Genomic DNA, 26,601 nt, shown 5'->3' on the forward strand with positions numbered 1-26,601 from the left:
TGGCGGGCACGAGGAGTCAGGTGATGATCACCTCACGCTCGCGATCCCAACTCCACGTCACATCCCCCACCACGGCGTGGACCACGCACAACCCCTCATGCCCTGATGGGCGGGGACACTGGACCCGAAACCCGTCCACACCGGCCCGGGTCTCCCCACTGAGCCAAGCCGCTTGCGTCCGGGCGGCAGTGGAGCCGATCACCCCACCGCGTTGGATGCTCAGCTCGGGGAGGGCGTCGAAGGCGTGCAAGGTCCGCAGGGCGCCCACGAGTCCTGCCGTGGCGCTGCCGGGCACGTCAGCCACCCAGCGGGTGGCACCACACCTGGCGCCGTACTCAGCACCGCCCCCTGCACCGACAGCCGCCTCGAGGAGGAGAACCGGATGACGATCGGGAGCCAGATGGGTCGCCGTCACCGTCGTCCCCGCTGCCCAGCCCCCGCGTGCTGAGCGCACGATCTCCTCGAAGGAACCCGCGGAGTCCAGCACCCGCCCACGACGCAGCTTCACGTAGAAGCAGGGGTAGTCCTCGAAGCCGGCGACGTCAGCGGTCGAGGGGACAGGCGGCCCCGCCGCAGCGATTCGCCGCTGCTGGCGGTTGTCCTGTTCTTGGAGCGGGTCCCAGCGACGCACGAGGTCAGGATGACCCACTCCAGCGGGAGGCAGCCGTCCACCCCAGGCATCCGAGTCTGCTGCACTGATCGATGACAAGCACGTCACGCGGTCAGGCCGACCGACGAGGGTCAACTCACGTTGTGCACGTCTGGCGATGACCGAGGTACCGGGAACACCAGCGATCAGGTGACGGCCTCACGTCCCGCACCGACACCAACGCCCCTCTGCCACGCTCACGACGTGCCCACCGACGAGTCAACCGATGCGTCCACCGACCAGCTCATCCCCGAAGCCCACCGCCTCGGCGACCTCGTCAACGGTCACCCAGAACACATCGACGAGGTCGTCCCCCGACTGGTCGCCATCCTCACCGCCACCGACCACCCGCAGGTGGTGCATGCCGCCGTCGACGCGCTCGGACACGCCTGGCACTCCTCCGCGGCCACCGCCCTCCTCCACCACGTCGCCCCCGACCACCCCGACTCCCACGTCCGCCTCTCCCTGGCCCAAGCCCTCCCCGGTGGCGTCGACGACGTCGACGCCACCGACGACCTCCGTGATCGCGTCATCGACGTCCTGATCCACCTCACCCGCGACCCCGAACCCCCAGTCCGGGACTGGGCCGCCTTCGGCCTGGGCCAACTCCAGGCCCGCTCCCTCTCCGCCCTTGATGCCCTCGCCGCCCGCCTCGCCGACCCCGACCCCGACACCCGCGGCGAAGCCCTCCTCGCCCTCGCCGAAGTCGGCGACCAACGTGCCCTACCCGTCCTGCGCCGACGCCTCGAGGACGGCGAAGACCTCTTCCGCCTCGAGCTCGAAGCCGCCGCCGCACTCGCCGCACCTGAGCTGCACCCCGCCCTGCAGCAGCTGGCCGAAGACTGGGCCGGGGACCAGGACGAGTTCAGCGACCTCCTGGCTACCGCCTTGGCCCGCTGCGCCCCGGAGGCGGCCACGACCGCACGACAGGTGGAGCAGGACGTCCTGACCCAGGTGCACCAGCTCGTCGGGGCGTCGAAGCAGGTTGGACTGGACGGCGGCTACCCCCGCACCGTCCTCATCATCAACAGCGACAGTCCCAGTGGCAGCTCCGGCACGACCGGCGGCGGCCAGGGCGAGGACTTCCACCTTGCCCTGTGGGACGAGAGTCAACGACCCGGCGAGTACCCCACCCACGACGTGATCAACGCCGTCCGCGGTAGTTCCACGCAGCCCCAAGCCTGACCTGCTCCCCGACGCTGCCGAACCACCTGCGACTCCACGGTCACCCCGCGGTGTGCGCGCCGTCGCGAGTGGTCGCCACCTGCCCAGCGCGTCGACTGTCACCGAAGTCCTGGTGCATCACAGGCGAGGGCAGCGGACCGTGGTGTCTCAGGACACCGGGTCCCCGAGTCGTCCGCGCCCCGCAGAGGCGACCACCACGGGCCCGGACACCCGCCGGCTCGTGCAACCTGGGTGGGGTGGTGATCCGTCTGGTGGGTGTGAACGACAGGAGCAGTCCATGACGGTGACGAGGGACGAGGAGTTCGGGGACTACGTGCGGCAGCGGCGTGCGGTGCTGCTGCGCACCGCGACCCTGCTGACCGGCGGTGACGCCCACCGCGCCGAAGATCTCGTGCAGACCACCCTGACCCGCCTCTACCTCGTGTGGCCCCGGACCCGCGCCGCCGACGACGTGCACGCCTACGCCCGGCGAGCGCTCGTCAACGCCCTGGTCGACGAGGAGCGACGGCCCTGGCGGCGCCGCGAGCACCTCCGCGCGCAGCTGCCCGAACACTCCGGGCAGCTCGAGGGTCCGGGCTCCACGACCGGCGACGACCCACGCACCGACGACGTCCTCCGTGCCTTGCAGGAACTGCCGGCCCGGATGCGTGCGGTCGTGGTCTTCCGCTACTTCCACGACCTGTCGGTGGCCGAGACCGCCCGGGCGATGACCTGCAGCCAGGGAACGGTCAAGAGCCAGACCGCACGGGCCCTGGACAAGTTGCGCCGGCAGCTGGGCACAGACCTGGAGACCGACCTCGAAACCGGCGAAGCCTGCCCCCCCACCCCCGTGCTGGACCCCCTCACCTCCAGGAGCCACTGATGACGAACCTGCGCACCCTGCTCGACCAGGCCAGCGGCCCCGCCTCGCCCCACACCCCGCCCGCTGGCCTGGTTCAGGCCGACCTCGCCCGCGCCCACCGCGGGCTGCGCCGCGAACGGGTGGGGCGCGGAGCCCGTGGCGGGTTGCTCGCCGTGGCCGCTGCCGGGGTCGTGGCCGTGCTCGTGCAGACCGGGTCGCCCACCGGCGCGACACCCGAGAGAGCGGCGACACCGCCAGCGAGCTCGTCGGCCGCGGGTGTCGGGGACACGCAGATGGTTGCCTACACCGGTACTCAGCCCGCGGGCTTCACCCTCGACGCGCTACCCCGCGGGTGGGAGGTGCAGGGCGTGGACGCCGGTGTCCTCACCCTGGCTCCGGCGGGGATCGCCGACCAGGACCCGAACTCCTTCGCCGGCAAGGTCGCCGTCTTCCTGGAGAACCTGCCGCAAGCCGCTACCGGCGACCGAGTCCGCCCGGTGCAGGTGGGAACCACGACGGGACTGCTCTTCGAGAGCGATCTGAACACCGGCGGTGACCGGCTGGGCGGAACCACCCTGTTCCTCGCCCAGCCCTCCGGTACCCAGCTCGCCGTGCAGGTGTGGGCCGGGCTGGGCTGGTCCGACACCGACATCGCCGCCCTCGGTGCGGCGATCCACGTCACTGATGCCGCGACCGTCTCGGTCGGCTGAGCACCCCGTCGGGTGGCCCTGGCTCAGAGCCTGCGGGCGGGTGTCGATCGCAGGTGGGCGGCGCGGCGACAGGAGGGGAGCCGCGCCGCTGCGCCGCCGGGGGTGCGTGAGCACGGGGTTCGAAGCGCGCGTGCCCTTGCGGTAGCGCCGCACACGCCCCAGCGGACCCGTCACGAGGCGAAGTTCCGGCTCGGGTCCTCCCACCCGGCCAGGTGACCCAACCACGCCAACGACAGCCACTCACCCTCCACCGTGAACTCCTCGACACCCCTCGCCCCGACGCGTCGGAGCCGCCCCCGCCAGGACGCCCCCGACGCGGTGGGACCCACCGCACGCCGACGCCGACGCGGACATGCCTGCACCAACGACCACTGCGCCAGCGACAGCTCAGCCACCGCCGGCATCCCCGGGTCGTCGTAGACGCGCGCTCCCGAGGAGGTCAACCGCACCGTCCACACCGGCCACTGCCGCTTCCCGCCGAATGCCGTGCGGGGCCCCTTCAACCGCAGCGGAGCCAGAGCCAGCTCGTGCGACGACCCCACCTGCACGATCGCGTTGCGCCGGCCGCGGCTGCCGGTACCCAGATCGGCCAGCACCTCACTCGGCGCGAGGACCAAGCCGGCGAGCACCGTCGCGATGCGAATCGGCAGCACGACGATCCGCCAGATCGACCGCTCGGGGCCTCGGTCGTCGACGGACCACGTGACCTCATCGAGCACTGTCGTCGCCACTGCTGTCCCTCCTCGCGCTGCGGGTCCCGTCCTGCATTCAAGCTGGACACGGACGCGCGAACCACCCGTCGCGGGTGCGGACCTCCCTGTCTGGTCGTACCGCGGTGTCCGCCGTCGCCGGCGGTTGGCGAGTAGGCACCCGCCGGCTCCGAGCACCCCACACCAACGACCAGGCGGGGACCAGCCACGATGCCGCTGGCGGGATCGTGCAGCGCCAACGTCCTCCCCTCACCGGTCGTCACCAGCCCCCGCTACGTCTCCTTCGACAGGAGACTCACCACCGCCGCAGGCTGGTTCCCCGCTCAGCCGCCCTTCCCACGCCAGCTCGGTCGTCACCGATCAGTGCAGCAGACCCGATCTCACGAGTCGGCAGTAGCCTCTCGAGGAGCTGACAGGAGGTCGGACGTGGGATGGACGATCATCGGCGCCGCCGTGGCACTGCTGTCCGTGGTGGGCATCGGCTGGGGCACGCGACGGCACCTGGACCGCGCGAGCCATTCGGCAGATCCCGAGAAGGCCCGCATCGCGCAGGAGATCAACCGCCAGATCGACCAAGGCCGAGGGCGAGGGACCAACGGTTGGCTTTGACCGACGTCGCAGCGGCGCAACATCCAAGGAGTTCGTGATGGGCAGGAAGACCAACGTCTCCCGGCACCTCGTCGACGGCACCTTCCCGGATCCGCCTCCCTGGCCCGCTCGCGAGGACCTCGACGACGGGGAACGACCCAGCTCGTGACCTCGCTGACGTCGGCCAGAAGCAGACGTCACGGTCGTCCCGCCGTGCGCGTGACGCCAGGATCACGAGACCGTCTGGTCAGCACCTGATCGTGCAGGCCGGCGGCGCGACAGATCGGCGACCCCCGACCCGCCACCTCAGCGACACTGACGCAGTGGACCCGCGAGCGCCGCCAAAACCCCAGACGCTCGCAGCCCTGACCACTCACGACGGCCAACCACCGACTTCTCCACTTCCCCGATCCCCCTCCCGTCCACCCTCCGCGAGCTCACGTTTCCTCGCGCGAGAGGAGAGGTGCCAGGTCGCGCAACTCGTCACCGATCACCGCTGATCTGCGAGGTGATCGTGGCGTCGGTGATCGCGGAATCGTCGGCGAGCAGCGCCGCCTTGGACAAGATCAGGTCGAGAGTGCCGTCTCCCTCGAAGGGCAGGAACACTCCGTCGCCACCTGGACCCGGAGCCTGCTTCGCGACGATGCAGAGGTACTGGTCGTCCGGCTCCATGAGGATGTTCCCCGACCCCAGGTGGATCTTGTAGGTACGCAGGTCCCCACGCACCACGAGGAACCTGCCCCGCACGGAGCAGCGGTCCGCAATCGCCAGCCGCGGCACGAGGCGCGCTAGGAGGTCACGTCGGGTGGCTGCCGTGGTCGCGAGTTCCCCGAAGCTGTAGGACTGCCAGTACGCGCGGAACCGACCCCCGGGCCCGCCGTCCTGCCAGGTGGGGTCGTTGCCGACGCTGGCGACCCCGACGAAGAGGTCCACGTCACGCAGCACCTCGCTCAGCACCAGCGCTGGCACCTCCTGAAGCGCCAACGCGGTCGCGGGCTCGCGCTGCGTCTCGCCCCGGGACTCATACCCCCCGCCGTAACCGTGGCTGGTGTTCTCGGGTGCCGAACGCGGGTAGAAGCGGACCTGGTCGGTGCTCAGGCGCAGGTGGGCACCGGCCTCGGTAGCGTCCTGCTCGTAGTCCTCACCCGCGCCCTCGACCCAGAACTCCGCCCGCAGACCCCACTCGGGCAGATCCCGGCTGGCGGGCGGGAAGCTGTCGTCGACCACGAGTCGCAGCCGGTGCCTCCAGCCCCGGGCTGCGGCCAAGGCGTTGAACTGGTGCTGGCGGACGACGTGGGCGGCGAAACGGTTGGAGTAGGTGGCCGTGGCGCGCTCCGCATCGGTGAGCAGGTAGACCTCGCGGTGGGCCTGCTTGAAAGGCTGCACGACCTCGTAGCGGACCAACCACTCCCGCCACGCCAACACCTCGCTGACGTCGCGCCCGACGGGGTGCCACAAGGAGACCTCAGCGTCCGCGCCCGGCTCAGCCACTGCCTCGTCGAGGCCATGCAGCGCCCCCTCCGCCCACCCGAGCGGGGTACCGTCCACCACCCAGATCAGGCGGCGGGCGATCGTCGCGACGAGGGGATGCTCGAGGTAGCGTTCGCGCCAGACGGCGAACGGCCAGGTGCGCCGGGCGAGGAACTGGCGGTCCAAGCGCTCCACCTGGGCGCTGAGCATCGCGGCGACGTCCTTGGCGGTGGCCTTCACCTCCTTCAGCTCCTCCGGGTGCTCACGCCGGACCGCGCCCGGCACGGACTTCACCACCTTCCCCGCTGCGTTGCGCCACGTGAGGGTGACGTCGCTGGCGTCGACGGCGAGCTCCGCAGTGGCCTCCCCCAGCTGCAGGAGGCACCTGCCCCCGACCTCCAGCCCGTAGCCCGGGACGGCGATCTCCTCGACCTCCTCGCGCGACAACCCCATGGCCGCGGCCCGTCGGTCGAGGGCTGCATGGACTTCCTTCAAGGTCGTCCTGTAGGTGACGCGCGCCGCGAGCCGGGCCAGCTGGGCGAGAGCGTCCTCCCCCTCGAGGCGGGACAGGGCGTAGACGCCGGCGTTGGCGAGCTTGGGGCTGCGCGGACCCAGGCCGGGGACCTTGCGCAGAGAGGTCTCCACGAGGGCGCCGAGAGCGCGGGCGGTGGCGGCGTCGCCGGGCAGCAGCGACAGCGCCCACACCAGCCCGCGCAGTGCGTTGGCGTTGTGCGGGTCGAACGCCTCGTTGGCGTCGTACCCCCACTGCTGGCGCTGCAGCGGCACGGTCCGGGGACGCCCGACGAGCGCGAGCCAGCTCAGGACGGCCGGGCGGAAACCGTCGGCGACCTCCACCAGCCACTTCCGCGCCTGCTCCTCCCAACGGGCGCTCGGCTTTCCCGAGGTCGCGCTCAGCGCGTGCTCCAGCAACAGGGGCCACGCGGCCCTGAGCACGGGCAGCTGCGCCAAGAGCGCGTCGGACCACGCTTCCCCGCTGTTCAGCGCAGGAGCGCAGACCCCCGCGAGTGCAGCGGGAAGAGGCCCGCGGTCGTAGTGCTCCAGCTGGACGGAACGCCGCCCCACCTCCACCAGGGACAGCGGCACCTCAACTCCGACGCGGCGAGCGAGCTCGATGCACCCAGCGAGGCGGTACGAACGCAACGACGTCCACTGCCCCGCGAGGTCGGGCACCACCCCTTCGACGTCGTCGGCAGTGAGAACTCCATCCAGGTCGTGCGTCAGGAGGGACAACGCCCACGCCCGGTCGAGGACATCGTCATCGCTGCGCGCCAGGACCGCTTCCGTCAGGCGGGTGCGCAGGTCACAGGAGAAGGAGCGCACCGCGGACGTGAACGGCTTCGATGCCCCACCGTGGCCAGAGAGCAGGCGTCGGACCAGCTCGGCCTCATCCCCGGCCGCCGCGGCCCCCTGCAGGTCCTCGACCAACCGCTGCGTCCAGGCATCGGTCATCAGCCACCCACCAACGGCACGAGCTTGAAGAAGACGACCTCGGTGCCGGAGCGCAGGACCACCTCCGCGTCGAGGTCGCTGACCTGCCGGTCATCGACGATGACGAAGAAGCCGTTGCCGGAGAATGCTTCCACCGCTCGGTCGAACTGCTCCTGCGGGTCCACCCGATGGGGAGCGCGGACGCGCTCGCCGTTGAGGGCGCGCTCGGTGGCTGTGGGCTGCACCAGTCCGGTGAAGGGCTCGAACTGGCGGGCGTGGTGCTCGGAAACCTCCTGGAAGATGCGCCGGCGGATCAGTTCGCGCAACGGGAGAGTCTCCTCCGACACCTCCAGTCCCCACACGTCGCTGCGTTGCCCGGACGTCGTCTCGTCGACGAAGTTGATCATTGCCACAGCGAAGACCCTAGAGTCGACCCCCGACATCCACCGGAAGGTGCAGCCGCCCGGCGCGACAGCACTCGGGGTCACTGGCCCCGCCCTCATCCGTACCTCCAGCGCAGGTGCCGACGAGAACATGGACCGCATCGTCCGTCGATGGCCAGGTAGCGGTCCCCGCTGATGGCCAAGTCGAAGTCCCCACCCCTCGTGATGATCAGCGGCCCGGGGCGCCCTCCCTCCGACCGTCACGGGCCTGCTGGGCCTGCCCCATCCGGTAGGACTCCCCGCTGGTGACCACGACCGTCGCGTGGTGCAGGAGCCGGTTCAGGACCGAAGCGGCGGTGGTCTGCCCGGGCAGGAGTCGGCCCCACTGCTCGAAGGGCCAGCGCGAGGCGATGGCCAGGGACCGCCGCTCGTAGGCGGCCGCGACCCACCGGAACGACGACTGGGTGCCAGTGAGCCTTCGTCAGTACCGGTTCTCCCAGATGCCGAGCACCAGCGCGGTAGCGACGATGGCGGAGATGCCCCAGGAGCAGAGGGTTGCGCGGGCCAAGGCCCGCCAGCGAACCTTCAGGTGAACGATGCCGTGCTCGACGAAGGAGCGATCGGTGTTGACGTAGGAGTTCCACCCTCGAGTGCTCCGATCGAGAACTCGCCCTCTGCGCGGCCGTCGAACGGGTACGCGAACACCGCCGCCGATGTAGCCCTTGTCGCCCAGGACCGGCAGCCCCCGTGCTGCGGCTGGGGAGAGCGCGGGTAGGACGTGGCGGCCGGCTGCGGTGAGGTCGTGGGTGGCGCCGAGTTCGACCGGTGAAACCCACAGGGGTCGACCGTCGGGGTCGCAGACGACTTGGACGTTGCCGCCGTGGTGCTCGTGCTCGCCGGAGTACCAGCGATCGGATCCAGGATCGCAGTCGTGGACGCGGTCGGTGGGGATCGAGGTGCCGTCCAGCAGCAGGTGCTCGTGGCCGGCCTCGAGGGCGTCCTCGCTCACGTCAGCGAGGTCGGGGGCTTGGTCGGCGAGAACGTCGAGAGCTTCGTGCAGACAGCGGTAGGCACTGGAGAGGCTGTCGGTGTCGTCGCGGGCGAGGTCAGCGACCGCGACGGGTACCGATGCGGGCGCGGTGAGGGAACAGCAGGTGGGCAACGGCTTGGGCGAGGCCGCGGGGGACGTCGAGGCTGGCACGACAGGAGAGCACGTAGGGTCCTGACGGGCATGGCGGTTGAGCTTGGTCGCCACCATCGTGACCACCCAGGCCCTACGTGCCCCAACGTCTTCGCCTCCTGACTCGAGCAGCCGCCTTACCGCGCTACTGGCAACGGCTCAATGCGTCGAGACCGCCATGGCGGTACAGGTCAACCAGTTCGCACCGGGGTTCCGCGTTGCCCACGTCAAGGTTGCCTGGGTCGCATCCTGGTGTCGCGTTCCAGGTGATCCACCCGCTCCCCGTCCCCGGGATGAACTCTTGGTGGGAGCAGTTCCAAGAACCCGGGCCGTGCGTGCCCAACGCAATCTTCGCGATCAACGACCTCGAGCAGACTGTGCTCGTTGTCATCGCTGCTGGCGCAATCGAACTCATGACCTGCGACATGTCGGTCGAAGTAGCCGGCCTGGGCGTCACCGGCTCCCGGACGACCTCGCTCATCGACGCCGTGGACCAGCTCGGTGGCGCCTCGAACCTGCAGACCCATAGAGTCGATCCAGGGGTCCCCGGCTAGACCCCGTGACACACCATCAAGCCGAAGCACACGACACTCGACAACCGACCCGGGGAACCAACACGCCCATGCGCATCCTTTTCACGTCCGTCTCCGCTCACGGGCACCTCCTCCCCCAAGTGCCCCTGATGCACGCGGCAATTGAAGCGGGACACGCCGTCGCCGTCATGGTGAGCGAAGAGCTTCGAACGCTGGTGGAGACGCAACTGCCGTCATCGACGACGTTCCTGCCGGCCGGACCGATGCCGATGGTGCTCGCTTCCGTTGCCGCCGAGCGCACCGCAGGCGACCTGATGCACCCCACCGTCGAAGGCATTGGTGAGACGTTCGGGGGTGTCCAGCTCGATTACGCAATCGACGATGCTGTTCTTGCTGCCCGGACCTGGGCGCCAGACGTCATCGTCTCGGACATGTACAACACCCTGGGTCCATACCTCTCCGCTGTCCTGGCGGTCCCGTGGCACGAGTTCGTCATGACCGTCGACATCCCTGAACAGTGGCTGCGAGCCATCACCGCCGCCGCCGAGAAACGGTTCGATACCGCCGGGCTCAGGATCCCCGAGCCGACGAGCATCATCGATCTGTGGCCCAACGCCCTTCGCGACAAGCCGGTCACCACCGCGAACCGCTGGCCGATGCAAGCGACGGCGCACCGATCAGCAGACCCCGCTGCATCGACCCGCACGGCAACGCGCGAGAAGCACGTGTTGGTGACCCTGGGCACGACATTCCCGGACACGGCAGCACTCAGCACCATTGCGGACAGTTTGGCTGAGGGCGGCATGCACGTCGTGGTGACACGAGCGATGATGCTTGGCGAAGACCTACCCGACAGTGCCGTTCCCGGCGACACGACGACCGTCTCCTGGGTGCCATTTCGACCGCTCGCTGAGCTGCTGGTGGGAGCTGTGGCCGTGGTCACCGCCGGAGGGGCAGGGACCGTTCTGGCCGCCCTGAGCCAGGGGATCCCACTGGTCCTGTGGCCTCAAGGAGCAGACCAACCCGCGATCGCGGAGAGCGTCGTTCGAGCAGGTGCAGGAGTCAGCGTCACCGACAGCTCACGTGTTGCCGCAGCAGTGCACGAGTTGCTCGCAGGGGATGACCATCGCGTGGCTGCTCAGCGCCTCGCGGCGCAGATCAGCTCGGGGATGGGCCCTCGCGAGATCGTGGGCCGCATCACGATGGTCAATGGATGATCTAGCCCAGAAGACGGCGTTGCCGTACTTACCATCGCAAAGTCACTGGGGAGAAGATGGCGTCGTGGTGGTGGACTGAGCCTGCCACACAGCAGCGTCGACAGCACGAGATGTCGGGGATGTGGGGCTGCAGGGCACGGCGAGGGTCTCCGCCCGGCTACATCCCCTGACCGCCTACTTCTGTTGCCCTACGAGCTCAACCTCGCCGACGCTTCCAGCGGCGCCTTCCCATACCCTCCCCGGCGCTCCCGGGTCGCGATGGCGCAAAGCACGGGTGTTCGGGCGACTGGGGTCAGCGGATGTCCTGTCAGGCGCGCAGGACGGCCGGGCTGATGCGGACGGTGGCAGGGACGGGGTCGCCGTTGTCCAGGGTCCAGGCGAAGACGATGTGGTGATCAGGGGTGAGAGTGGTGCGCCGGTAGTCGTCGCGATGTCCGACGGTCTGCTTCCCGGTGCGGCGGGCGTGCTGGATGAACACGTCGAGGCCGACGCGCAGTTGGTGGGCATGCTCGGTGCTGAGGTCGATCTCGTAGTGAGCCTTTCCCGCTAGCGGTGTGATGGTCACGATCCGTCACATGATGACCGTGTCCGAGGCGTGCAGAACGATCTGCCGGTCAGCGACGAGTAGGCTGATCGTCCGTCATCGGAAGGGGAGGCTGGCGTGGACTACGGCGACAAGCTCTTCTGGCTCTCGGTGGTGATTCAACGCAAGTACGCGCAGATCTGCGCCGAGTTCGACTTGACCCCTTCGCAGGCCACGCTGATCTGCGCAGTCAGGAACGAGCCGCGGCAGATGGCCGAACTCGTCGCGGCGTTGGGCATGACGAAGAACGCCTTGAGCCAGCTGGTGGATCGCACCGCGCGCCTCGAGTTGGTCGCCCGAGCAAGCTCGGCGCAGGACCGCCGGGTCGTCATGCTCAGTGCAACGCCCACGGGGAAGGTGCTCGCTGAGGCCGTGTACGCCGAGATCACCAGGCGCCTGCCTGAGATCGCGAGAAACCTCGACGCCGACGATCAGCGCGACCTCGAGCGCGTGGCCACCGCCGTCGTGGACGCTTCGGGCCCTTCTTCGTCCACCTCGAAGCAGCCCAGCACGCCGTGAAGTTCCGCTAGACCCGCACCTTGACGATGTTCATGTCATGAACTAGTTTGGTTCATGACATGAACTAGTGAGGGGTGGAAGCGATGAGCACACAGACGACCGGCACGATCGCCGTCTTCGGCGCGACGGGACAACAGGGTGGCGCGGTGATCGACGCACTGCTGGACCACGAAGCCCCGGTCCGGGCCCTGGTCCGCAACCCGCAGTCCGACCGAGCTCAGGCGCTGGCCGCCCGCGGCGTCGAGCTGGTGGCCATCCGGAGTGACGACGCGGCCTCGTTGAGCGCCGCGTTGATGGGAGTCGAGGCGTTCTACTTCATGACCCCGGAGGCGAACAACCTTGACGAGGTCGAGACGGAGATCCGCATCGGCACCGCCCTCGTCGACGCGGCGACCGCGGTACGCGTCCCGCACGTCGTGTTCAGTTCGGTCTTCGGCGCGGACCATGAGTCGGGCGTGCCGCACCACGACTCGAAGCACACGATCGAGGAGCACCTGAGGAAGTCGGGCCTCCGGGCCTCGGTGCTTCGCTCGACCCCCTTCATGGAAGTGATGGCACCCAAGCTGGAGCACGGAGAGCTCGTGCTTCGGTTGCCGCTGCCCGAGGACGCCGTCCTGAAGATGATCTCGGTCAGGGACGTCGGTAAGGTCGCTGCCGCGCTTTCGCTCAACACCGCGCAGGCGCCCGGCGGAGTCGTCGAGCTCGTCGGCGATGAGCTGACGGGCCCTCAGATCGCCGCGGCGTTCGGCGCGTACGCCGGGCTCCCGGCACGGTACGAGGCCCTCCCGTTGAGTGTGCTTCCCAGCGACCTCGACAGGGCGATGTTCCGCCAGTTCGCGAAGATGGCGGACTACCCGACCGATCTCGCGGCGGTGCGGGCAATCGAGCCGGCCACCCAGGACCTCGCCCAGTGGATCCGCTCTACCGGTTGGGTCCCGTCCACGAACGTGGCTGGTTCTTGAGCCTCTGGCCGCGATGAACGCCCCGTGATCGTGCCCACGGCCTCGGCGCTCTGGGCACGGCAACGCATCCGCCAGCGGTTGAAGTCGTCACGAAGCCCCCGGGCCATGCCCGAGGCCCACACCGGCACACTGCCCTGTTGTCAGCGGCACGCAGATGTGACTCCCGGTCGTCGGCCTGGGATCCGAGTTTGCGGGTGGAGGTGGAACTCCGATAGACGGAGGGCCTCCCACAGCAACACCCACCACCGGAGTTCCACCGTGCCTGATGCTGTCACCGACACCGCTGTGCTGCACACCTCCAGGACCGTTGTGCAGCACATCGCCACCTTGCTGCTGACCCACCACCCCGTGCCTCCGGCACCGAACCCGCGGCGCAGCTGCCTGCACGTAGGCCCGCACACCGCCCACGTCCAGTGTCCGCCACCGCAGAACCCCGCGCCCGTCGTCGAAGCGGCGGCACGGCCGCCGGCACCGCCCGCACCGGTTGACGACGCGCTTCGACACCCGCACCGACACGACGAGCACCCCGTCGTCGTCGAACTCGGCGTCTTCGACGACGGCCTGCTGCAGCCCGAGCAGCTCAACCCGTGTCCTGACCCGCGCAGGCCGTTCTCCCGTGGTGACGGTTCCGATCTCGACAATCAGGACCGTAGCCACCAGGACGGCGTGCGCCCTGCATCTCAGCAGGTCAGTGGCGCGTCGACAGCGCTGGGCTCAGCTCACACATGAGTCACAAGAGCCGCTTTTCCCATGATGTCCAGTGCGGTCTCGGTGGTGGCGAGTTTGCTGCGGGTCACCTCCAGTTCACGCTTCAAGCGGGCGATCTCGACCTGCTCGGCGCTGGGTCGGCCAACGGGCGTGCTGTCGTTCTTGCCTTCGAGCAGGCCGGCGTCGCGGGCCCGGCGCCACCACGATACGACCTGCGTCCGAACTCACCCTGGCCTGTTGGACTCCCTCGACGCTTGGCGCGATGACGAGCACGCCGTTCTGGCTGACCTGGGCTACGGAGGCGAACGCGGCCGCCTCACCTGTCCCGTGAAGCACGTCAAGGGCCAAACCCTGACCGACGATGAAGCCTGCGTCAACGCGCTGCACTCCGCCACCCGCGCCGTCGTCGAACGCGGCAACTCGCTACTGAAGAACACCTTCAAGGCTCTGAAGCACGTCGGGCTCTGCCCCTGGCGTATCGGGGTCATCGTCGCCGCAGCCCTCGTCGTCCTGCACCGCGAGCACCACCGCACGACGTAACCCGCCGTCATGATCAAACCGCTACTGACAAAGGCTCAATGAGCCGCTGGCCTCAACTCACCCTGACAGACAAGGAAACAGCCGCTGGAGCCGCCGCTCCGACGTCATCAGCGGACCATCGAGCTAGGACCCGCGCACCACGTGGTCGGCCACGCCGGTCACCATGAAGGCGAGCCCAGCCTCGAAGGCCGCCTCGTGATCGACATGATCTTCTGCGGCCGCCAAAGCCACACCACTGGACCGGTGCAGCTGGGCCTGCTCCTCTAGGACGCAGCCGACGGTGTACCGGCCCGAGGCGAGCATCGCCATCCGGGCGTGCCCTTCGGGGACTCCGGCGGCGGTGAGGAACTTCAGCTTGTGGGTGATGCGTTGCAGGTCCGCCTCGCCGGGGAAGGAGCCGGCGTGCAGCCGTGCGCCGTCGCGGCGCATCAGCAGGGTCCGCCGCAGGCTGCGACTGTTTTCCGCGAACCAGTTCTGCCAGTCCTCACCCGCGCTCGGCAGTAGCGCGGTGGCGTGCGGAGCCATGGCGGCCTCGCTCATGGCGGTGAGCAGGTCCTCCTTCTTGCGGAAGTGCCAGTACAGCGAGGGCTGCTCCACGCCGAGGCGCCGGGCCAGCGCCCGGGTGCTGACGGCGTCCAGCCCGACCTCGTCGAGCAGGTCCAGGGCCTCGGCGACGACGGTCTCCCGGTTGATCTTCGACACCTTGACAACCTATCGGCGATAGATGACGCTGTCGAGGTACCTATCACCGATAGATAAGGTCGTCATGGCAACCACGACACCCACACCGTCCCTGAAGGTCCTCATCTGCGGTGGGGGCATCGCCGGCGAAACCCTCGCCTTCTGGCTGGCCCGGGGTGGACACCAGGTCACCGTCGTGGAGCGCTTCCCCGCCCTGCGGGCCACCGGCGCCCAGGTCGACCTGCGCGGGCAGGGCATCGAAGCCGTCCAGCGCATGGGACTGCTCGAGGCCGTCCGCGAGAAGCTCGTGGACGAGCCCGGGGTCGCCTTCGTCGACGCCCGCGGCAGGACCCGAGCGACGATCATGGCGAACACCTCCGGCAGAGGCCGGCAGAGCCTGACCTCGGAGTACGAGATCATGCGCGGGGACCTGGTGCGGATCATGCACGAGGCGACGCGGGGCGACGTCGAACACGTCTACGGCACGAGCGTGGAACGCTTCGAACAGGACGAACACGAGGTGCTCGCCCACTTCGCCGACGGCTCCTCACGGACCTTCGACCTCCTCGTCGGCGCCGACGGGCAGGGCTCACGCACCCGTCGCGCGATCCTTCCCCACGGCGCCCCGGAGCCCTACCGGCGCCTGGGCATCCACACGCGTACTGGTTCGTCCCCCGCATCGACTCCGACGGTGCCCTCCGCGACACCTACACCGCTCCCGGTGGCCGCCAGATCATGCGCCGCAGTCACCACCCGGAGCTGACGCAGGTCTACTTCTTCCTCCGGGAGAGTTCCGCGGAAGCCTCTGCGGTGCACCGCCAGCCGATCCAGCGCCAGATGGAGTTCTGGGCCGACCGGTTCCGGAACGCGGGATGGCAGAGCGAGCGGTTCCTGGCCGGCATGGACGCCACCAAGAGTTTCTACTCCCAGGAGGTGCTGCAGGTCCGCACCGACACCTGGTCGAAGGGGCGGGTCGTGCTGGTCGGGGACGCCGCGCACTGCGCCTCCCCCTACAGCGGAATGGGTGTCTCCGGCGCCCTGGTCGGGGCACACGTCCTGGCCGGACAGATCAACCACAACGCCCACGACCTACCCACCGCACTGGCCAACTACGACCGGCAGCTACGGCCCTTCGCCGATCAGATCCAGGCTGCGGTCAACCCACGGCTGCTGCGCCTGGGACTACCCACGACACAACGCGCGGTCAACGCTCTGCACGTCGTGGCCGGCCTGGCCACGGCACTGCGCCTCCCCGACCTCATCGCACGCACCGCGAAGGAGGATCGAGGTGGCGCGTGGGCGCTACCCGCGGACCCCGCCCCACTCACCAAGCAGTTGCGGGAGTGAGTCCGCGCCACCGAACGCGACGGTAGCGGCAGCGGAGATAGTCGTGCAGACGGTCCAAGCGCGCTGAATGGGGACGATCCCCAAGGATTTGCGCGACTGGGACGGGAGAACCGCCAACTGCACGGGGGAAAACCCCAGAAGTACTTGCCGGCCCACCCCACACCCATGCCAGACTCCACGAGCATCCAGGGAACGACCTGCCAGTACCGGTGGGGAGTTCATCGTCGATCCGCTCGTCCAGCAACGGCACGAACACCCCGGCGATCAGGACGGGCCACCCCCGCCACGGGTGTCGGCCACGGTGGTCACGGTGGTCACGCGCCCAGGCCGACCTCGTCGAGGCGACGGTCGAAGCGCATACCGGCGAGCCCACCGAGCACCGCCTCGACCAGCGCGACCACGGTGTCGGCGTCGGCGTCGGCGCGATTGGTCCGACGTTCGCAACGGTGTCTCGCAGCCGGCATCTCGTCACCCGGGACCACGGCGTGGGGGGGCCTCCACGCGTTGCTCCGCACGCGGAGAACAAGCAGGATGAACAGTCACGAAGGACGCAAGGGCAGTCGCTGCGATGTCCTCCGGTCGCTGCGATCCCGGTGTCGTGCCATGGTCCGAACGCGCGCCGCTCTGGTCGTGCGCCGGTGATGGTCGATGATCACCGGGACCAGAAGACCTGGACCAGGAGGACGCGGTGCACACGATCGGGGTCGACGTCGGCGGGACGAACATCGAGGTGGGGCTGGTCGGTGACGATCACGAGGTCATCAGCCGCGCCAAGAAGAACACCCCCCAGGACGGTCCAGACGCCGTCCTGGACGTCGTCGCGGACCTCGTGCGCGAACTGCTCGAGAACGCCGGCGAGTCCGCGGAGGAGTCCGGGGAGGACCAGACGCCGGCGGCAGTGGGTCTGGGCATTCCGGGTGTCGTACACCAGGGACAGGCGCTGACGGTTCCCAACCTGCCGAATTGGGACGGACCCGTCGACCTCGTTTCCGGTCTGACGCAGCGGACGGGATTGCCCGTGGCGCTCGGCAACGACGCCAACGTCGGCCTCCTGGGGGAATGGCTCGCCGGTGCGGCCCAAGGCGCCGAGAACGTGCTGGGGGTGTGGCTGGGAACCAGTGTCGGTGGCGGCCTGATCCTTCAAGGCCGCCCCTTCCACGGGGCCCGCGGCGGCGCCGGGGAGATCGGGCACATCGTCGTCCGCGAGGGCGGGGCGTTGTGCAGCTGCGGTCGACGCGGCTGTGTGGAGGCCTACGCAGGACGACGGTCCATGACCAGCGCCGTGCGGTCCATGATCGAAGCCGGACGCACGAGCGTGCTCGAAGAGCTGCGCGTCGAACACGACAAGAGCTCGATGACCTCAGGGGTCTGGCGTGACGCCCTCGAAGCCGATGACGAGCTGGCGATCGAGGTCTTCGCCACCGCGGTGGACACCGTCGGTGTCGGCATCGGCGCCGTCCTCAACGTCCTCGACGTCGACCTCGTCGTCATCGGTGGTGGCCTGGCCGAGAAGCTCGGCAGTGACCTCGCCGACCGCATCGAGACCTCCACCCGGCCCTGGGTCATGCGCCCCAGCCCCGACCTGCAGTTCCGCGTCGCCGAGCTCGGTGACGACTCCGGCGTGGTCGGCGCCGCCGCGCTGGCCCGTGCCCTCGTCATCGCCGGTTGAGGGCAGCGATCGTGAAGCAGGGACCCGTCCGCCGACACCACGACGCGCGTCGAACGCACCGAACGCGTCGCCCCGGACAGCCCACCACGATCACCCGTCACGCATGAGCGGTAGTCCTCCCCCGCCGACCCCGGCCACGCCGCCCCCTGCCGCGCCGCGCGGCGGCACAGCCCTGTTCAGCCGTGGGTCCTGGCTGGAGACCCAGCGCATCACCACGGTACTGCGCAAGGAGACCGTCGGTGGGGCCCTGCTGCTGCTGGGTACCGTGATCGCGCTGGTCTGGGCGAACTCGCCCTGGTCTGCGGCCTACGCGGGGCTGCGCGACACCGTCGTGGGACCCCACGCACTGCACCTGGACCTGTCCCTGGGGCAGTGGGCCGCCGACGGGCTGCTGGCGATCTTCTTCTTCATCGCCGGGCTGGAGCTCAAACGCGAGTTCGTCGCCGGTGACCTGCGCGAGGTCCGTCGCGCCCTGGTCCCCGTGACCGCCGCCGTCGGGGGCATGGCCGTGCCCGCGCTGCTGTACGCCCTGATCAACCTCTCCACCGGGAACGGGGCGCTGCAGGGGTGGGCGATCCCCACCGCCACCGACATCGCCTTCGCCGTCGCGGTCCTGGCGGTGATCAGCACCCACCTGCCCACCGCACTGCGCACGTTCCTGCTGACCCTGGCCGTGGATGACCTGCTGGCCATCACCATCATCGCGATCTCCTACACCAGTGGTCTCGCCCTGCTGCCCCTCCTCGGATCCCTCGCGACCATCGCCGCATTCGGGGTGCTGGTGCAGAGACGCATCCGCTCCTGGTGGCTGCTCATCCCCCTGGCGGTGCTGGCGTGGGCGCTGATGCACGCCTCCGGCATCCACGCCACCGTCGCCGGGGTCCTGCTCGGCTTCACCGTCCCCGTCATCCGCTCCCGCGCCGCCGGCGGGCCCGAGGCCGGACCGGGGATGGCCGAGCACTTCGAGCACGTCTGGCTGCCGTTGCCCGCTGGTGTCGCCGTCCCCGTGTTCGCGTTTCTTCTCCGCCGGGGTCGCCGTGGGCGGCCTCAGTGGACTGGTGACCTCGCTGCAGGACCGCGTCGCGCTGGGCATCGTGGTGGCCCTGGTGGCCGGGAAGTCGGTGGGCATCCTCGGCGCGACCGCGCTGGTGTCCCGCTTCACCCGCGCCCGCCTGGACGAGAGCCTGTCGTGGTGGGACGCACTGGGCGCCGCCCTGCTCGGTGGAATCGGCTTCACCGTGTCCCTGCTCATCGGTGAGCTCGCCTTCGGCAGTGACAGCCTGCGTGACGAGCACGTCAAGGTCGGCGTCCTCACCGGCTCCCTGCTCGCCGCCCTCCTGGCCGCCGTCGTGCTGCGGGTGCGCAACCGCACCTACCGCCGCCTGCAGCAGGAAGAACAGCGCGACGACGACGGCGACGGCATCCCCGACGTCTACCAACACGGGCGGAGCTAGAGGCGAGGCGCATGTTCTTCGATGACGTGAACGGTCTGCTGCGGGTACTGCTGGTCGGCGCTGCGGCCTACCTGTGGCTGATCCTCGTGCTGCGCTTCAGCGGTGAGCGGACCCTGGCCGAGCTCAACGCCTTCGACGCAGGAGGCACACAGTGAGCAGAACGACACCTTGCCGTCAGTGATCGGTCTCCTCCGTGGCGGGGAGGGCTCAGCTCACTCTGCGGGTGGGACTGGACTGGACGCTGGTGCCACCGTGGCTCCACGGCCCCGTGTCCTGTCCAGACGAGCCCCCTGCCGGCGCACTCCACGGGGATTGCCGGCGATCAGCGGCAGCAGCCAGTGCGCTGAACGATCGGCATCGACCAGGACAGCCCGGGCCAGCAAGCTCAACGGAACGGCCAGCAGTGCACCGATGGCGCCCAGCACGAACCCCCAGAAGACCACCGACAAGAACGTCAACCCGACCACGACGATGACCAAGACCAGCAGCAGGACGGAATGACCTCATGAGCGACATCCTGGCGCTGGGACTCCTGGTCCTCGGCGTCATCGTGCTGACCCCCGCCGCGGACCGCTGGGGAGTTCCCCAACCGGTAATGCTCACCATCTACGGCCTCGCCCTCGGCCTCATCCCCCATGTACCCATCCCTCGGCTCTCCCCCGACCTGATCCTTCCGTTGGTCCTTCCTCCCCTGTTGTTCGCCGCGACCCAGAACACCTCCATCCGGGAACTGCGTGGCGCGATCCGCCCGGTCCTCGGGCTGGCCGTCGGGCTGACGCTGCTCACCGCCGCGCTCGTGGCCGTCGTCGCGCACGCCCTGGGCCTGCCGTGGGCGATCGCGGCTGTCCTCGGGGCGGTCGTGGCCCCACCTGACCCGGTCGCGGCCACCGCGGTCGCCGGTCGACTGCACCTGCCGGCCCGGCTGGTGACCCTGCTCGAGGGTGAGGGGCAGTTCAACGACGCGACCGCGCTGGTCGTCTACCAGTTGTCGGTGATGGCCGTCGTCGCCGGCGGCGTGAGTGCCGGGGAGATCGGTCTGAGCCTCCTCGTCGCGGTGGTGGGTGGGCTGGGCATCGGCATCGTCGGTGGCTGGCTGACCCGCTGGGCGCTGGGCCACCTGCACGACGCCGCGACCGAGACGACCGTGACCGTCGCGGTCCCCTTCGCCGTGTACCTGCTGGCCGACCACCTCGGCGCCTCCGGCGTCCTCGCCGTCCTGGGGACGGGGCTGTTCCTGCGGGCCCGCACCGCGGGACAGGTGACCTCCGGCGGGTGGCTGCTGGGTAAGTCCGTGTGGCGCTTCGTCGACTTCCTGGTCAGCGGACTCGTCTTCGCCTTCCTCGGACTGGAACTGACCACCGTCCTGCGTTCGTCGACGGAGCTGAACGACGCGAGCACCTGGGGCCTGACGGCAGCGGTCATCGCCGTCCTGGTCCTGTTGCGCACCGCGGCGATGTTCACCGCCTCGGCCCTCGCCGGTCGACGGGCCCGCCGCCGCAACGAGGGAACCCCGGCGGGACACCGCGAAGCGGCCGTGACGGCGTGGGCCGGGATGCGTGGGGTCGTGACCGTGGCCACGGCTCTGGCGCTGCCAGCCACGATCGAGAACGGTGACGACTTCCCCTCCCGGCAGGTTGTCGTGGTCGTCGCGCTGGTCGTGGTCATCGTGACCCTCGTCCTGCAGGGGCTGACGTTGGCGCCGCTGATCCGCCGTCTCGGCGTCGCTGATGATGCCGACACCGGAACCGACGTCCGTCGACTGCACCACCTCGCCGCGGAGGCTGCCCTGCACCGACTCCGCGAAGACGACACCGACACCGACACCGACACCCCCGAGGCTGTCGTCCAGGCCGTGCTGCGCCAGTACGAGAATCGATTGGACTACCGCCGCAGCGTCACCGATCTCGTCGAGGGTGACCTCGGCGGTGACAGCGCGGGAGACCACCTGCGCCGGCTGCTCGCCACCGCCAGCGAGGCCGAACGTGACGCGGTGCAGCGGGCCCGTCGTCAGGGCCAGGTCAGCGCGGAAGCCGCCGAAGTCGTCCTCTTCGACATCGAGTCCCGGTCGTTGCGCTATGAAACGTGACCCGGGAGCCGGGTGGGGGTCTGCCGCTGACTGGTTGCGCCACCGGCCCCTTCGGGAAGTCCTCGAGCAACTCGGAGAACCCGGAGAACCCGGAGAACAGGCGGACCGCCGGCGGCGGCAACTGCTCGCCGCGGAACTGGTTGCTCGTGCGAGCTGGGGTGTCGTTCTCCTGATCGCACCTCACCGGGTGCTGGGACTCACCGCTGGGAAGCCGGTCAGCGAGGACGGTGCCGCGCTCGTCGTCGCGCGGATCCTCGGTGCCCGCCACCTGCTGCAGGCGGCGGGAGGTGCCCTGGTGCCCGGGCGGACGGAACGTCGACTGGCCGCGGCCGTCGACGGCGTCCACGCGATCGCCTGCCTCGCGCTGGCGGTGCGCGCACCGCGCTACGCCCGCGGTGCCCTGGTGGACGCCATCCTCGCCACGACCTGGTGCGTGCTGAGTCTGCGAACCGTTCGCACCCACAGTAGTTCCTGACCTCTCACCCGACCCCTAAGCCGAAGGAGATGCCTCGTGGCCCGCATCGAGGACTACGGACTCATCGGAGACCTGCAGACCGCCGCCCTCGTCGGCCGCGACGGCTCCATCGACTGGTTGTGCCTACCCCGCTTCGACTCCGCCGCCTGCTTCGCGGCCCTGCTCGGCGACGAAGAGGCCGGGCGGTGGCGCATCGCCCCGGTCGGTGCCGGAAACTGCACCCGCCGCCGCTACCGCGACGACACGCTGATCCTGGAATCGGAGTGGGAGAGCGCCGAGGGCACCGTCCGGGTCATCGACTTCATGCCCCCGCGCGGGCGCGAAGCCGACCTGGTGCGCATCGTCGAGGGCGTGAGCGGCAGTGTCGAGGTGGAGGCCGACCTGCGGCTGCGGATGGACTACGGCAGCGTCGTCCCCTGGGTCCGTTCCCTCGACGGCGGGATGCGCGCGGTCGCCGGCCCGGACGCGGTCCACCTGCACACCCCGGTGCACCTGCACGGCGAGGGCATGGCCACCGTCGCCCGGTTCCAGGTGGGCGCCGGGGACCGGGTCCCGTTCGTCCTGACCTACGCCCCGTCCTGGCTGGAACACCCTGAGCCGGTCGACGCCGAACGGGCCCTGTCGTCCACCGCGGACTTCTGGCGGGACTGGATGCAGCGCTACACCTTCCAGCCCACGACACTGCAGGATGAACCGGAGACCGCCGCCCGCTGGGACGCCGCGACGCGACGCTCACTCATCCTGCTGAAAGCCCTCACCTACGCACCCACCGGCGGAATCGTCGCCGCCGCGACGACGTCTTTGCCCGAACAACTCGGCGGCTCACGCAACTGGGACTACCGCTTCACCTGGCTGCGCGATGCCACCTTCACCCTGCAGGCGCTGCTCGGAACGGGTTTCGTAGAGGAGGCGAAAGCCTGGCGGGAGTGGTTGTTGCGCGCTGTCGCCGGCGACCCCGCACAGCTGCAGATCATGTACGGCCTCGACGGCACCCGCCGGCTCCAGGAAGCAGAACTGCCCTGGCTGCCCGGCTACGAAGGCTCAGGACCTGTGCGCATCGGCAACGCCGCAGCCGATCAGTTGCAGCTCGACGTCTGGGGCGAGGTCCTCGACGGCCTGCACCTCTCACGCAGTGCCGGGATCGCCCCCGATGAGGCGTCCTGGGACCTGCAAAGGGCACTGCTGGACCACCTCGAAGGTCACTGGCAGGACCCCGACAACGGCTTGTGGGAAGTTCGTGGCCCCCGCCGGCACTTCGTGCACTCCAAGGTGCTCGCCTGGGTCGGACTGGATCGAGCCGTCCAGGGCGTCGAACGGTTCGGGTTGCAGGGACCGGTGGATCGCTGGCGCCGAACCCGCGCGGCCATCCACGCCGAAGTCTGCGAACGCGGCTACGACCCCGACCGTGCGACGTTCACGCAGTCCTACGGTTCCACCGGCCTCGATGCCGCCACCCTTCTCATCGGTGAGGTGGGGTTCCTGCCCTGGGAGGATCAACGGGTCATCGGCACCGTCGAGGCCGTCCAGCGTGAGCTGGACCGCGACGGGTTCCTGCTGCGCTACGCCACCAGCGCCGACGGCGGCGACGGTCTTGCCGGGGAAGAGGGCGCGTTCCTGGCCTGCACGTTCTGGCTGACCGACGCCCTGCACGGCATCGGGCGCCGCACCCAGGCCCGGGAGACGTTCGAGCGCCTCCTGCTGCTGCGCAACGACGTCGGCCTGCTGAGTGAGGAGTACGACCCGGCCACCGGGCGGCACCTGGGGAACACCCCGCAGGCCTTCAGCCTCGTCGGCCTGGTCAACGCCGCCCGCCACCTCGGCGGCAGCCACCCCGCCGACCTGAGCCGGAGCCATGGCAGTGGTAGTGACCGCGGTGGGGCTGGCAGCGCTGAACGCGGCCCGACCGACCGCTGAGGACCGGCTCGACGCGGTCTCCCACGGGAACGCCAGCAGGCTGCCGTGGGACCCCTCTCCCGCCCCGGGACAGCTGTCTCAGTTCTGGTCCAGAACAGCGACGCTCGGGCTATGAGCGGCCGGGAGGCGTCGTCGCAGGACCTCGATCGGGATCGTCGACCTCGGCCGAGCTGGGCTGAGTCGGGCTGGACTGGGCTGAGCCAGGGGTGAACGTCACCTCCACCGGCGGGAGTCCGACGACGTCGTAGGTGGCGGAGGCGATGCCGATACCGGCCTCGTCCAGACCCCCGAGGACCTGACGGGTGATGGCGTCCTTGACCTCCCGGACCCCGCGGTGGTGCACCAGGAACCGCAGCGAGAGTTCCAGCCAGTTGTCGGTGATGCGCCAGTACACCGCCGGCGCGAGCGCCGCGTCGGCCATGGCGTAGCGGGTGCGCATCCGCGCCAGGGCCCGCTCAGCGTCGGGATCGTCAACGACAGCGTGGGTGCGGGCCGCGTCCAGCAGGATGGATTCGGCGCGGTGGCGGTCGGCGTCGTAGGAGACCGGCAGGGCGATCTCCTCCCACAGGTAGGGGAAGTCGCGGGTGTAGTTGTAGACCGGCTCCTCGAAGATCACCGCGTTGGTGACGGTGACCACCCGCCCGGTGTACTGGCGCGAGTGGACCCAGGTGGCCGGGTCAGCCCCGGCCACGGCCGGGGGCTGGCCCATCTCCATGATCGTGGTCTTGAGGAACCCCAGGCGCACGACGTCACCGCGCACCCCGCCGAGCACGATGCGATCCCCGACCCCGAAGGTGTCCCCGCGCAGGATCACCGCGTAGGCAGCCAGGGAGAGGATCACCTGCTGCAGGGCGAAGGCCAGACCCGCGCTGATCAGGCCGACCCCGGTGGACACGTCGGTCTCGGGAGTGATCCAGATCGAGACCACACCCAGGACCAGGACGACCGCGGTGATGACCTGCAGGCCCTGGCGGGCCCAGAAGCGGCGGGGATCGGCGACCTGCCCCCCGAGCATGCGGCGCAGCACCGCTCGAGCCGCGGCCTGCAAGGCGACGACGACGACGATCAGCGCCAGGGTGAACAGCACCTTCACCCCGGTGGTGGCACTGACCCCGACCAGCGTGACTCCGAGGATCCGCACCGCACCGGAGGGATCCACTCCCGTCTCGGTCGCAGTGCTCGCGACCAGTTCGGCGTTCACCGCTGCCCCCCGTCACTGAACGGTGCGGAGGTCTCGGCGGTGACGGATCGCCACACCCCCTGCAAGGCCCGGCGCACCTGCTCACCCTGGACGCGCAGAGCGGCCGCTTCGCTCTCGTCGTGATCCCCGTCCCGGGCCGCCGCGGCCGCGGTGGCGTCCAGACGGCTCAGCTGGTCCTCGACCGCGGTGACCGCCTCGCCGGCCTGGGGGGTGTCCGCGCGTGCGCACCAGGCCAGCGACCGCAGCAGCTCGTACAGAGCGGCCAGAACGCTGGGATCAGCGGCGCCGTAACGGCGGGGTTGGGCCACAGCCAGGTCGAGCAGGTCCGAGATCGAGGGCCGGGCCACCAGAACCCGCAGCCCCCGACGCTTCCCGCCGTCTCCACTGTCGCTGTCGCCGTCATCATCGCCGTTGCCGTCGCCGTCCTCGCCGTCGTACAGGCCCTTCGGGCCCAGACGAAGGCCCACGAGTTCGCACAACAGCGCCGAGGAATGCCCCAAGGCGTGCACCGCGGTCGTGGGGTCGTTGATCCCCGGCGACAGCGCCTTGGTCGCCACATCGGTCAATTGGCGCAACCCGAAGGCGACGTCCTGAGCTTCGGTGCGCTCGGGTCCGATGACCACAGCGTCGGCCACCGCCTCTTCCAACTCGCTCAGCACTTCCTGCCCCACCACCGTGCCGCCGCCGGCCGGCCACACCCAGGCGATGGGCGTCCCGGTCACCACCGAGGCTCCCGGGAGCGGCTCGAGGACCATGAGCACGTCCGCTCGCACCGCAGCAGCCAGCACCGCGTCCTCATCGACCCGGACCAGGAACCCCGACCGGCGGGCCAGCAGCGGCACCGCACTCTGCGGGGGGTGCAGGTCCGCGGCGGGGTCCCCGGTCAAGCCGGCTGCGACAGGACCGCGGGGTCGGGGGCCACCCAGCACCGCCCGGGCGGTGCCGCTGGCGTCCTCGTGCACGGTCCGCAGCATCGTCTCCACCCGGATCTCCCCGGCCAGGTGAGCCAGGAAGAGGACCAGGGCGATGACACTGGCGATGGTCAGCACGAAGGCCACCGTCACCGAGAACTGCGGCACGAACGCGCTGCCCTCCTCATCAGCGGAGCGCACCGTCCGCTCCACCGTCAGGGCGTAGGTGAAGGTGGCCAGGAAGATCCCCAACGTGACGTGGACGAAGCGGTCACGGGTGAAGGTGCGCAGCAGCCGGGGAGAGAACTGGCTACTAGCCAGCTGCAAGGTCACCACCGTGAGGGAGAACGTCAACGACGTCACGGTGATCAGGGAACTGCTGATCGCGTCCAGGATGGTGCGCGCCGCTCCGGGCCCACCGCTGAAGATCAGGTCCGACACCCAGGCGGGAACGTGATCGTCGGCAGCGCGGTCCAGGCGCGGTAGCAGGACACCGGCGATCAGGGCTAGGACGATGCAGGCCACCGGCACGGGCCACAACGAGGTCCGCGCAGCCGTCACTACCGCCCGCACCCGCATCGCGCGGCCCCTCACCTGCGCACCCCCAGCACAACCGAAGCCACCCAGACGCCATCG

General features: G+C 69.8%; 24 protein-coding genes and 5 pseudogenes. 16 read left to right on the plus strand and 13 right to left on the minus strand.

The features are described from left to right. Nucleotides 1-16: 16 nt before the first annotated feature. On the minus strand, nt 17-631 hold the full coding sequence (locus OG218_RS03590) for a hypothetical protein (RefSeq protein ID WP_328291831.1): 615 nt from the start codon (nt 629-631) through the stop codon (nt 17-19). Between the two features lie 222 nt (nt 632-853). Between OG218_RS03590 and OG218_RS03595 the strand changes: the two genes are divergently transcribed. The 3 genes from OG218_RS03595 (at nt 854) to OG218_RS03605 (ending at nt 3,385) form a co-directional block, all read left to right on the plus strand. Next, entirely contained in the window at nt 854-1,834 is a 981-nt protein-coding gene (locus OG218_RS03595) for a HEAT repeat domain-containing protein (RefSeq protein WP_328291832.1), read from the plus strand. A 277-nt stretch (nt 1,835-2,111) separates the two neighbouring features. Next, nucleotides 2,112-2,696, plus strand: a complete 585-nt coding sequence (locus tag OG218_RS03600) for a SigE family RNA polymerase sigma factor (protein ID WP_328291833.1) — start codon at nt 2,112-2,114, stop codon at nt 2,694-2,696. Continuing rightward, nucleotides 2,696-3,385 carry a hypothetical protein gene (locus OG218_RS03605; RefSeq protein ID WP_328291834.1) on the plus strand — a complete coding sequence of 230 codons (690 nt, stop codon included), beginning with the start codon at nt 2,696-2,698 and terminating at the stop codon, nt 3,383-3,385. The genes OG218_RS03600 and OG218_RS03605 overlap by 1 nt, the downstream gene beginning before the upstream one ends. A 170-nt stretch (nt 3,386-3,555) precedes the next feature. On the opposite strand, the gene OG218_RS03610 is transcribed toward OG218_RS03605, so the two are convergent. Next, the gene (locus OG218_RS03610; RefSeq protein WP_328291835.1) at nt 3,556-4,116 is read right to left on the minus strand and encodes a hypothetical protein; all 561 of its coding nucleotides are present in this window, start codon (nt 4,114-4,116) and stop codon (nt 3,556-3,558) included. A gap of 405 nt (nt 4,117-4,521) precedes the next feature. Between OG218_RS03610 and OG218_RS03615 the strand changes: the two genes are divergently transcribed. Next, nucleotides 4,522-4,704: a hypothetical protein gene (locus OG218_RS03615; RefSeq protein WP_328291836.1), complete on the plus strand. Its 183-nt coding sequence runs from the start codon at nt 4,522-4,524 to the stop codon at nt 4,702-4,704. Nucleotides 4,705-5,166: 462 nt separating this feature from the next. Here OG218_RS03615 and OG218_RS03620 read toward each other — a convergent pair whose 3' ends face one another. The 4 genes and pseudogenes from OG218_RS03620 to OG218_RS03630 all read right to left on the minus strand — a co-directional run bounded on the left by OG218_RS03620 (nt 5,167) and on the right by OG218_RS03630 (nt 9,186). Further along, a complete protein-coding gene (locus tag OG218_RS03620; protein ID WP_328291837.1) occupies nt 5,167-7,623 on the minus strand; it encodes a DUF4132 domain-containing protein in 2,457 nt (818 codons plus the stop codon). After that, nucleotides 7,623-8,009, minus strand: a complete 387-nt coding sequence (locus OG218_RS03625; protein ID WP_380162494.1) for a hypothetical protein — start codon at nt 8,007-8,009, stop codon at nt 7,623-7,625. The genes OG218_RS03620 and OG218_RS03625 overlap by 1 nt, the downstream gene beginning before the upstream one ends. A 205-nt stretch (nt 8,010-8,214) precedes the next feature. Beyond that, a pseudogene (locus OG218_RS26560) lies at nt 8,215-8,457 on the minus strand (ATP-binding protein); the annotation flags it as partial. A 9-nt stretch (nt 8,458-8,466) separates the two neighbouring features. Next, the gene (locus OG218_RS03630; protein WP_328291839.1) at nt 8,467-9,186 is read right to left on the minus strand and encodes a transposase family protein; all 720 of its coding nucleotides are present in this window, start codon (nt 9,184-9,186) and stop codon (nt 8,467-8,469) included. A gap of 314 nt (nt 9,187-9,500) precedes the next feature. Between OG218_RS03630 and OG218_RS03635 the strand changes: the two genes are divergently transcribed. Continuing rightward, a complete protein-coding gene (locus OG218_RS03635) occupies nt 9,501-9,719 on the plus strand; it encodes a hypothetical protein (RefSeq protein ID WP_328291840.1) in 219 nt (72 codons plus the stop codon). Between the two features lie 128 nt (nt 9,720-9,847). Beyond that, nucleotides 9,848-10,915: a glycosyltransferase gene (locus OG218_RS03640; protein ID WP_328296210.1), complete on the plus strand. Its 1,068-nt coding sequence runs from the start codon at nt 9,848-9,850 to the stop codon at nt 10,913-10,915. A gap of 307 nt (nt 10,916-11,222) precedes the next feature. Here OG218_RS03640 and OG218_RS03645 read toward each other — a convergent pair whose 3' ends face one another. Then, nucleotides 11,223-11,480 (minus strand): Lsr2 dimerization domain-containing protein, encoded by a 258-nt coding sequence (locus OG218_RS03645; protein WP_328291841.1) that lies wholly within the window; start codon nt 11,478-11,480, stop codon nt 11,223-11,225. A gap of 96 nt (nt 11,481-11,576) precedes the next feature. On the opposite strand from OG218_RS03645, the gene OG218_RS03650 reads away from it, so the two are divergent. Both OG218_RS03650 and OG218_RS03655 read left to right on the plus strand, forming a co-directional pair. Then, complete coding sequence (locus tag OG218_RS03650) at nt 11,577-12,017, plus strand: MarR family winged helix-turn-helix transcriptional regulator (RefSeq protein WP_328291842.1); 441 nt, start codon at nt 11,577-11,579, stop codon at nt 12,015-12,017. Nucleotides 12,018-12,100: 83 nt separating this feature from the next. Then, nucleotides 12,101-12,979, plus strand: a complete 879-nt coding sequence (locus OG218_RS03655) for an NmrA/HSCARG family protein (protein ID WP_328291843.1) — start codon at nt 12,101-12,103, stop codon at nt 12,977-12,979. Between the two features lie 87 nt (nt 12,980-13,066). On the opposite strand, the gene OG218_RS26565 is transcribed toward OG218_RS03655, so the two are convergent. Both OG218_RS26565 and OG218_RS03665 read right to left on the minus strand, forming a co-directional pair. After that, on the minus strand, nt 13,067-13,636 hold the full coding sequence (locus OG218_RS26565) for a transposase family protein (protein WP_442906358.1): 570 nt from the start codon (nt 13,634-13,636) through the stop codon (nt 13,067-13,069). An 86-nt stretch (nt 13,637-13,722) separates the two neighbouring features. After that, a pseudogene (locus OG218_RS03665) lies at nt 13,723-13,896 on the minus strand (IS3-like element ISAar46 family transposase); the annotation flags it as partial. On the opposite strand from OG218_RS03665, the pseudogene OG218_RS03670 reads away from it, so the two are divergent. Beyond that, nucleotides 13,868-14,227, plus strand: a pseudogene (locus tag OG218_RS03670) (transposase family protein); the annotation flags it as partial. The pseudogenes OG218_RS03665 and OG218_RS03670 sit on opposite strands and share 29 nt — an antisense overlap. Before the next feature lie 123 nt (nt 14,228-14,350). On the opposite strand, the gene OG218_RS03675 reads toward OG218_RS03670, so the two are convergent. Beyond that, nucleotides 14,351-14,929, minus strand: a complete 579-nt coding sequence (locus OG218_RS03675; RefSeq protein ID WP_328291845.1) for a TetR/AcrR family transcriptional regulator C-terminal domain-containing protein — start codon at nt 14,927-14,929, stop codon at nt 14,351-14,353. A gap of 64 nt (nt 14,930-14,993) precedes the next feature. Here OG218_RS03675 and OG218_RS26570 point away from each other — a divergent pair. Next, nucleotides 14,994-16,255: pseudogene (locus tag OG218_RS26570) on the plus strand (FAD-dependent oxidoreductase). A gap of 314 nt (nt 16,256-16,569) precedes the next feature. On the opposite strand, the gene OG218_RS03690 reads toward OG218_RS26570, so the two are convergent. After that, nucleotides 16,570-16,719, minus strand: a complete 150-nt coding sequence (locus OG218_RS03690) for a hypothetical protein (RefSeq protein ID WP_328291848.1) — start codon at nt 16,717-16,719, stop codon at nt 16,570-16,572. 224 nt (nt 16,720-16,943) lie between these two features. Between OG218_RS03690 and OG218_RS03695 the strand changes: the two genes are divergently transcribed. The 6 genes and pseudogenes from OG218_RS03695 (at nt 16,944) to OG218_RS03725 (ending at nt 23,853) form a co-directional block, all read left to right on the plus strand. Further along, nucleotides 16,944-17,924 carry an ROK family protein gene (locus tag OG218_RS03695; protein WP_328291849.1) on the plus strand — a complete coding sequence of 327 codons (981 nt, stop codon included), beginning with the start codon at nt 16,944-16,946 and terminating at the stop codon, nt 17,922-17,924. Between the two features lie 103 nt (nt 17,925-18,027). Then, nucleotides 18,028-19,378, plus strand: a pseudogene (gene nhaA / locus OG218_RS26575) (Na+/H+ antiporter NhaA). An 11-nt stretch (nt 19,379-19,389) separates the two neighbouring features. After that, nucleotides 19,390-19,533 (plus strand): hypothetical protein, encoded by a 144-nt coding sequence (locus OG218_RS03710; RefSeq protein ID WP_328291851.1) that lies wholly within the window; start codon nt 19,390-19,392, stop codon nt 19,531-19,533. Between the two features lie 350 nt (nt 19,534-19,883). Beyond that, nucleotides 19,884-21,464, plus strand: coding sequence for a Na+/H+ antiporter (locus OG218_RS03715; RefSeq protein ID WP_328291852.1), 1,581 nt, complete (start codon nt 19,884-19,886; stop codon nt 21,462-21,464). A gap of 187 nt (nt 21,465-21,651) precedes the next feature. Beyond that, the gene (locus OG218_RS03720) at nt 21,652-21,939 is read left to right on the plus strand and encodes a hypothetical protein (RefSeq protein ID WP_328291281.1); all 288 of its coding nucleotides are present in this window, start codon (nt 21,652-21,654) and stop codon (nt 21,937-21,939) included. 36 nt (nt 21,940-21,975) lie between these two features. Then, the gene (locus tag OG218_RS03725) at nt 21,976-23,853 is read left to right on the plus strand and encodes a glycoside hydrolase family 15 protein (protein WP_328291853.1); all 1,878 of its coding nucleotides are present in this window, start codon (nt 21,976-21,978) and stop codon (nt 23,851-23,853) included. Between the two features lie 109 nt (nt 23,854-23,962). On the opposite strand, the gene OG218_RS03730 is transcribed toward OG218_RS03725, so the two are convergent. Then, nucleotides 23,963-25,054, minus strand: coding sequence for a mechanosensitive ion channel family protein (locus OG218_RS03730; RefSeq protein ID WP_328291854.1), 1,092 nt, complete (start codon nt 25,052-25,054; stop codon nt 23,963-23,965). Further along, on the minus strand, nt 25,051-26,559 hold the full coding sequence (locus tag OG218_RS03735) for a DUF2254 domain-containing protein (protein ID WP_328291855.1): 1,509 nt from the start codon (nt 26,557-26,559) through the stop codon (nt 25,051-25,053). The genes OG218_RS03730 and OG218_RS03735 overlap by 4 nt, the downstream gene beginning before the upstream one ends. Nucleotides 26,560-26,601 lie beyond the last annotated feature (42 nt).

This window comes from Kineococcus sp. NBC_00420, from assembly GCF_036021035.1.
Classification (GTDB): Bacteria; Actinomycetota; Actinomycetes; order Actinomycetales; family Kineococcaceae; genus Kineococcus.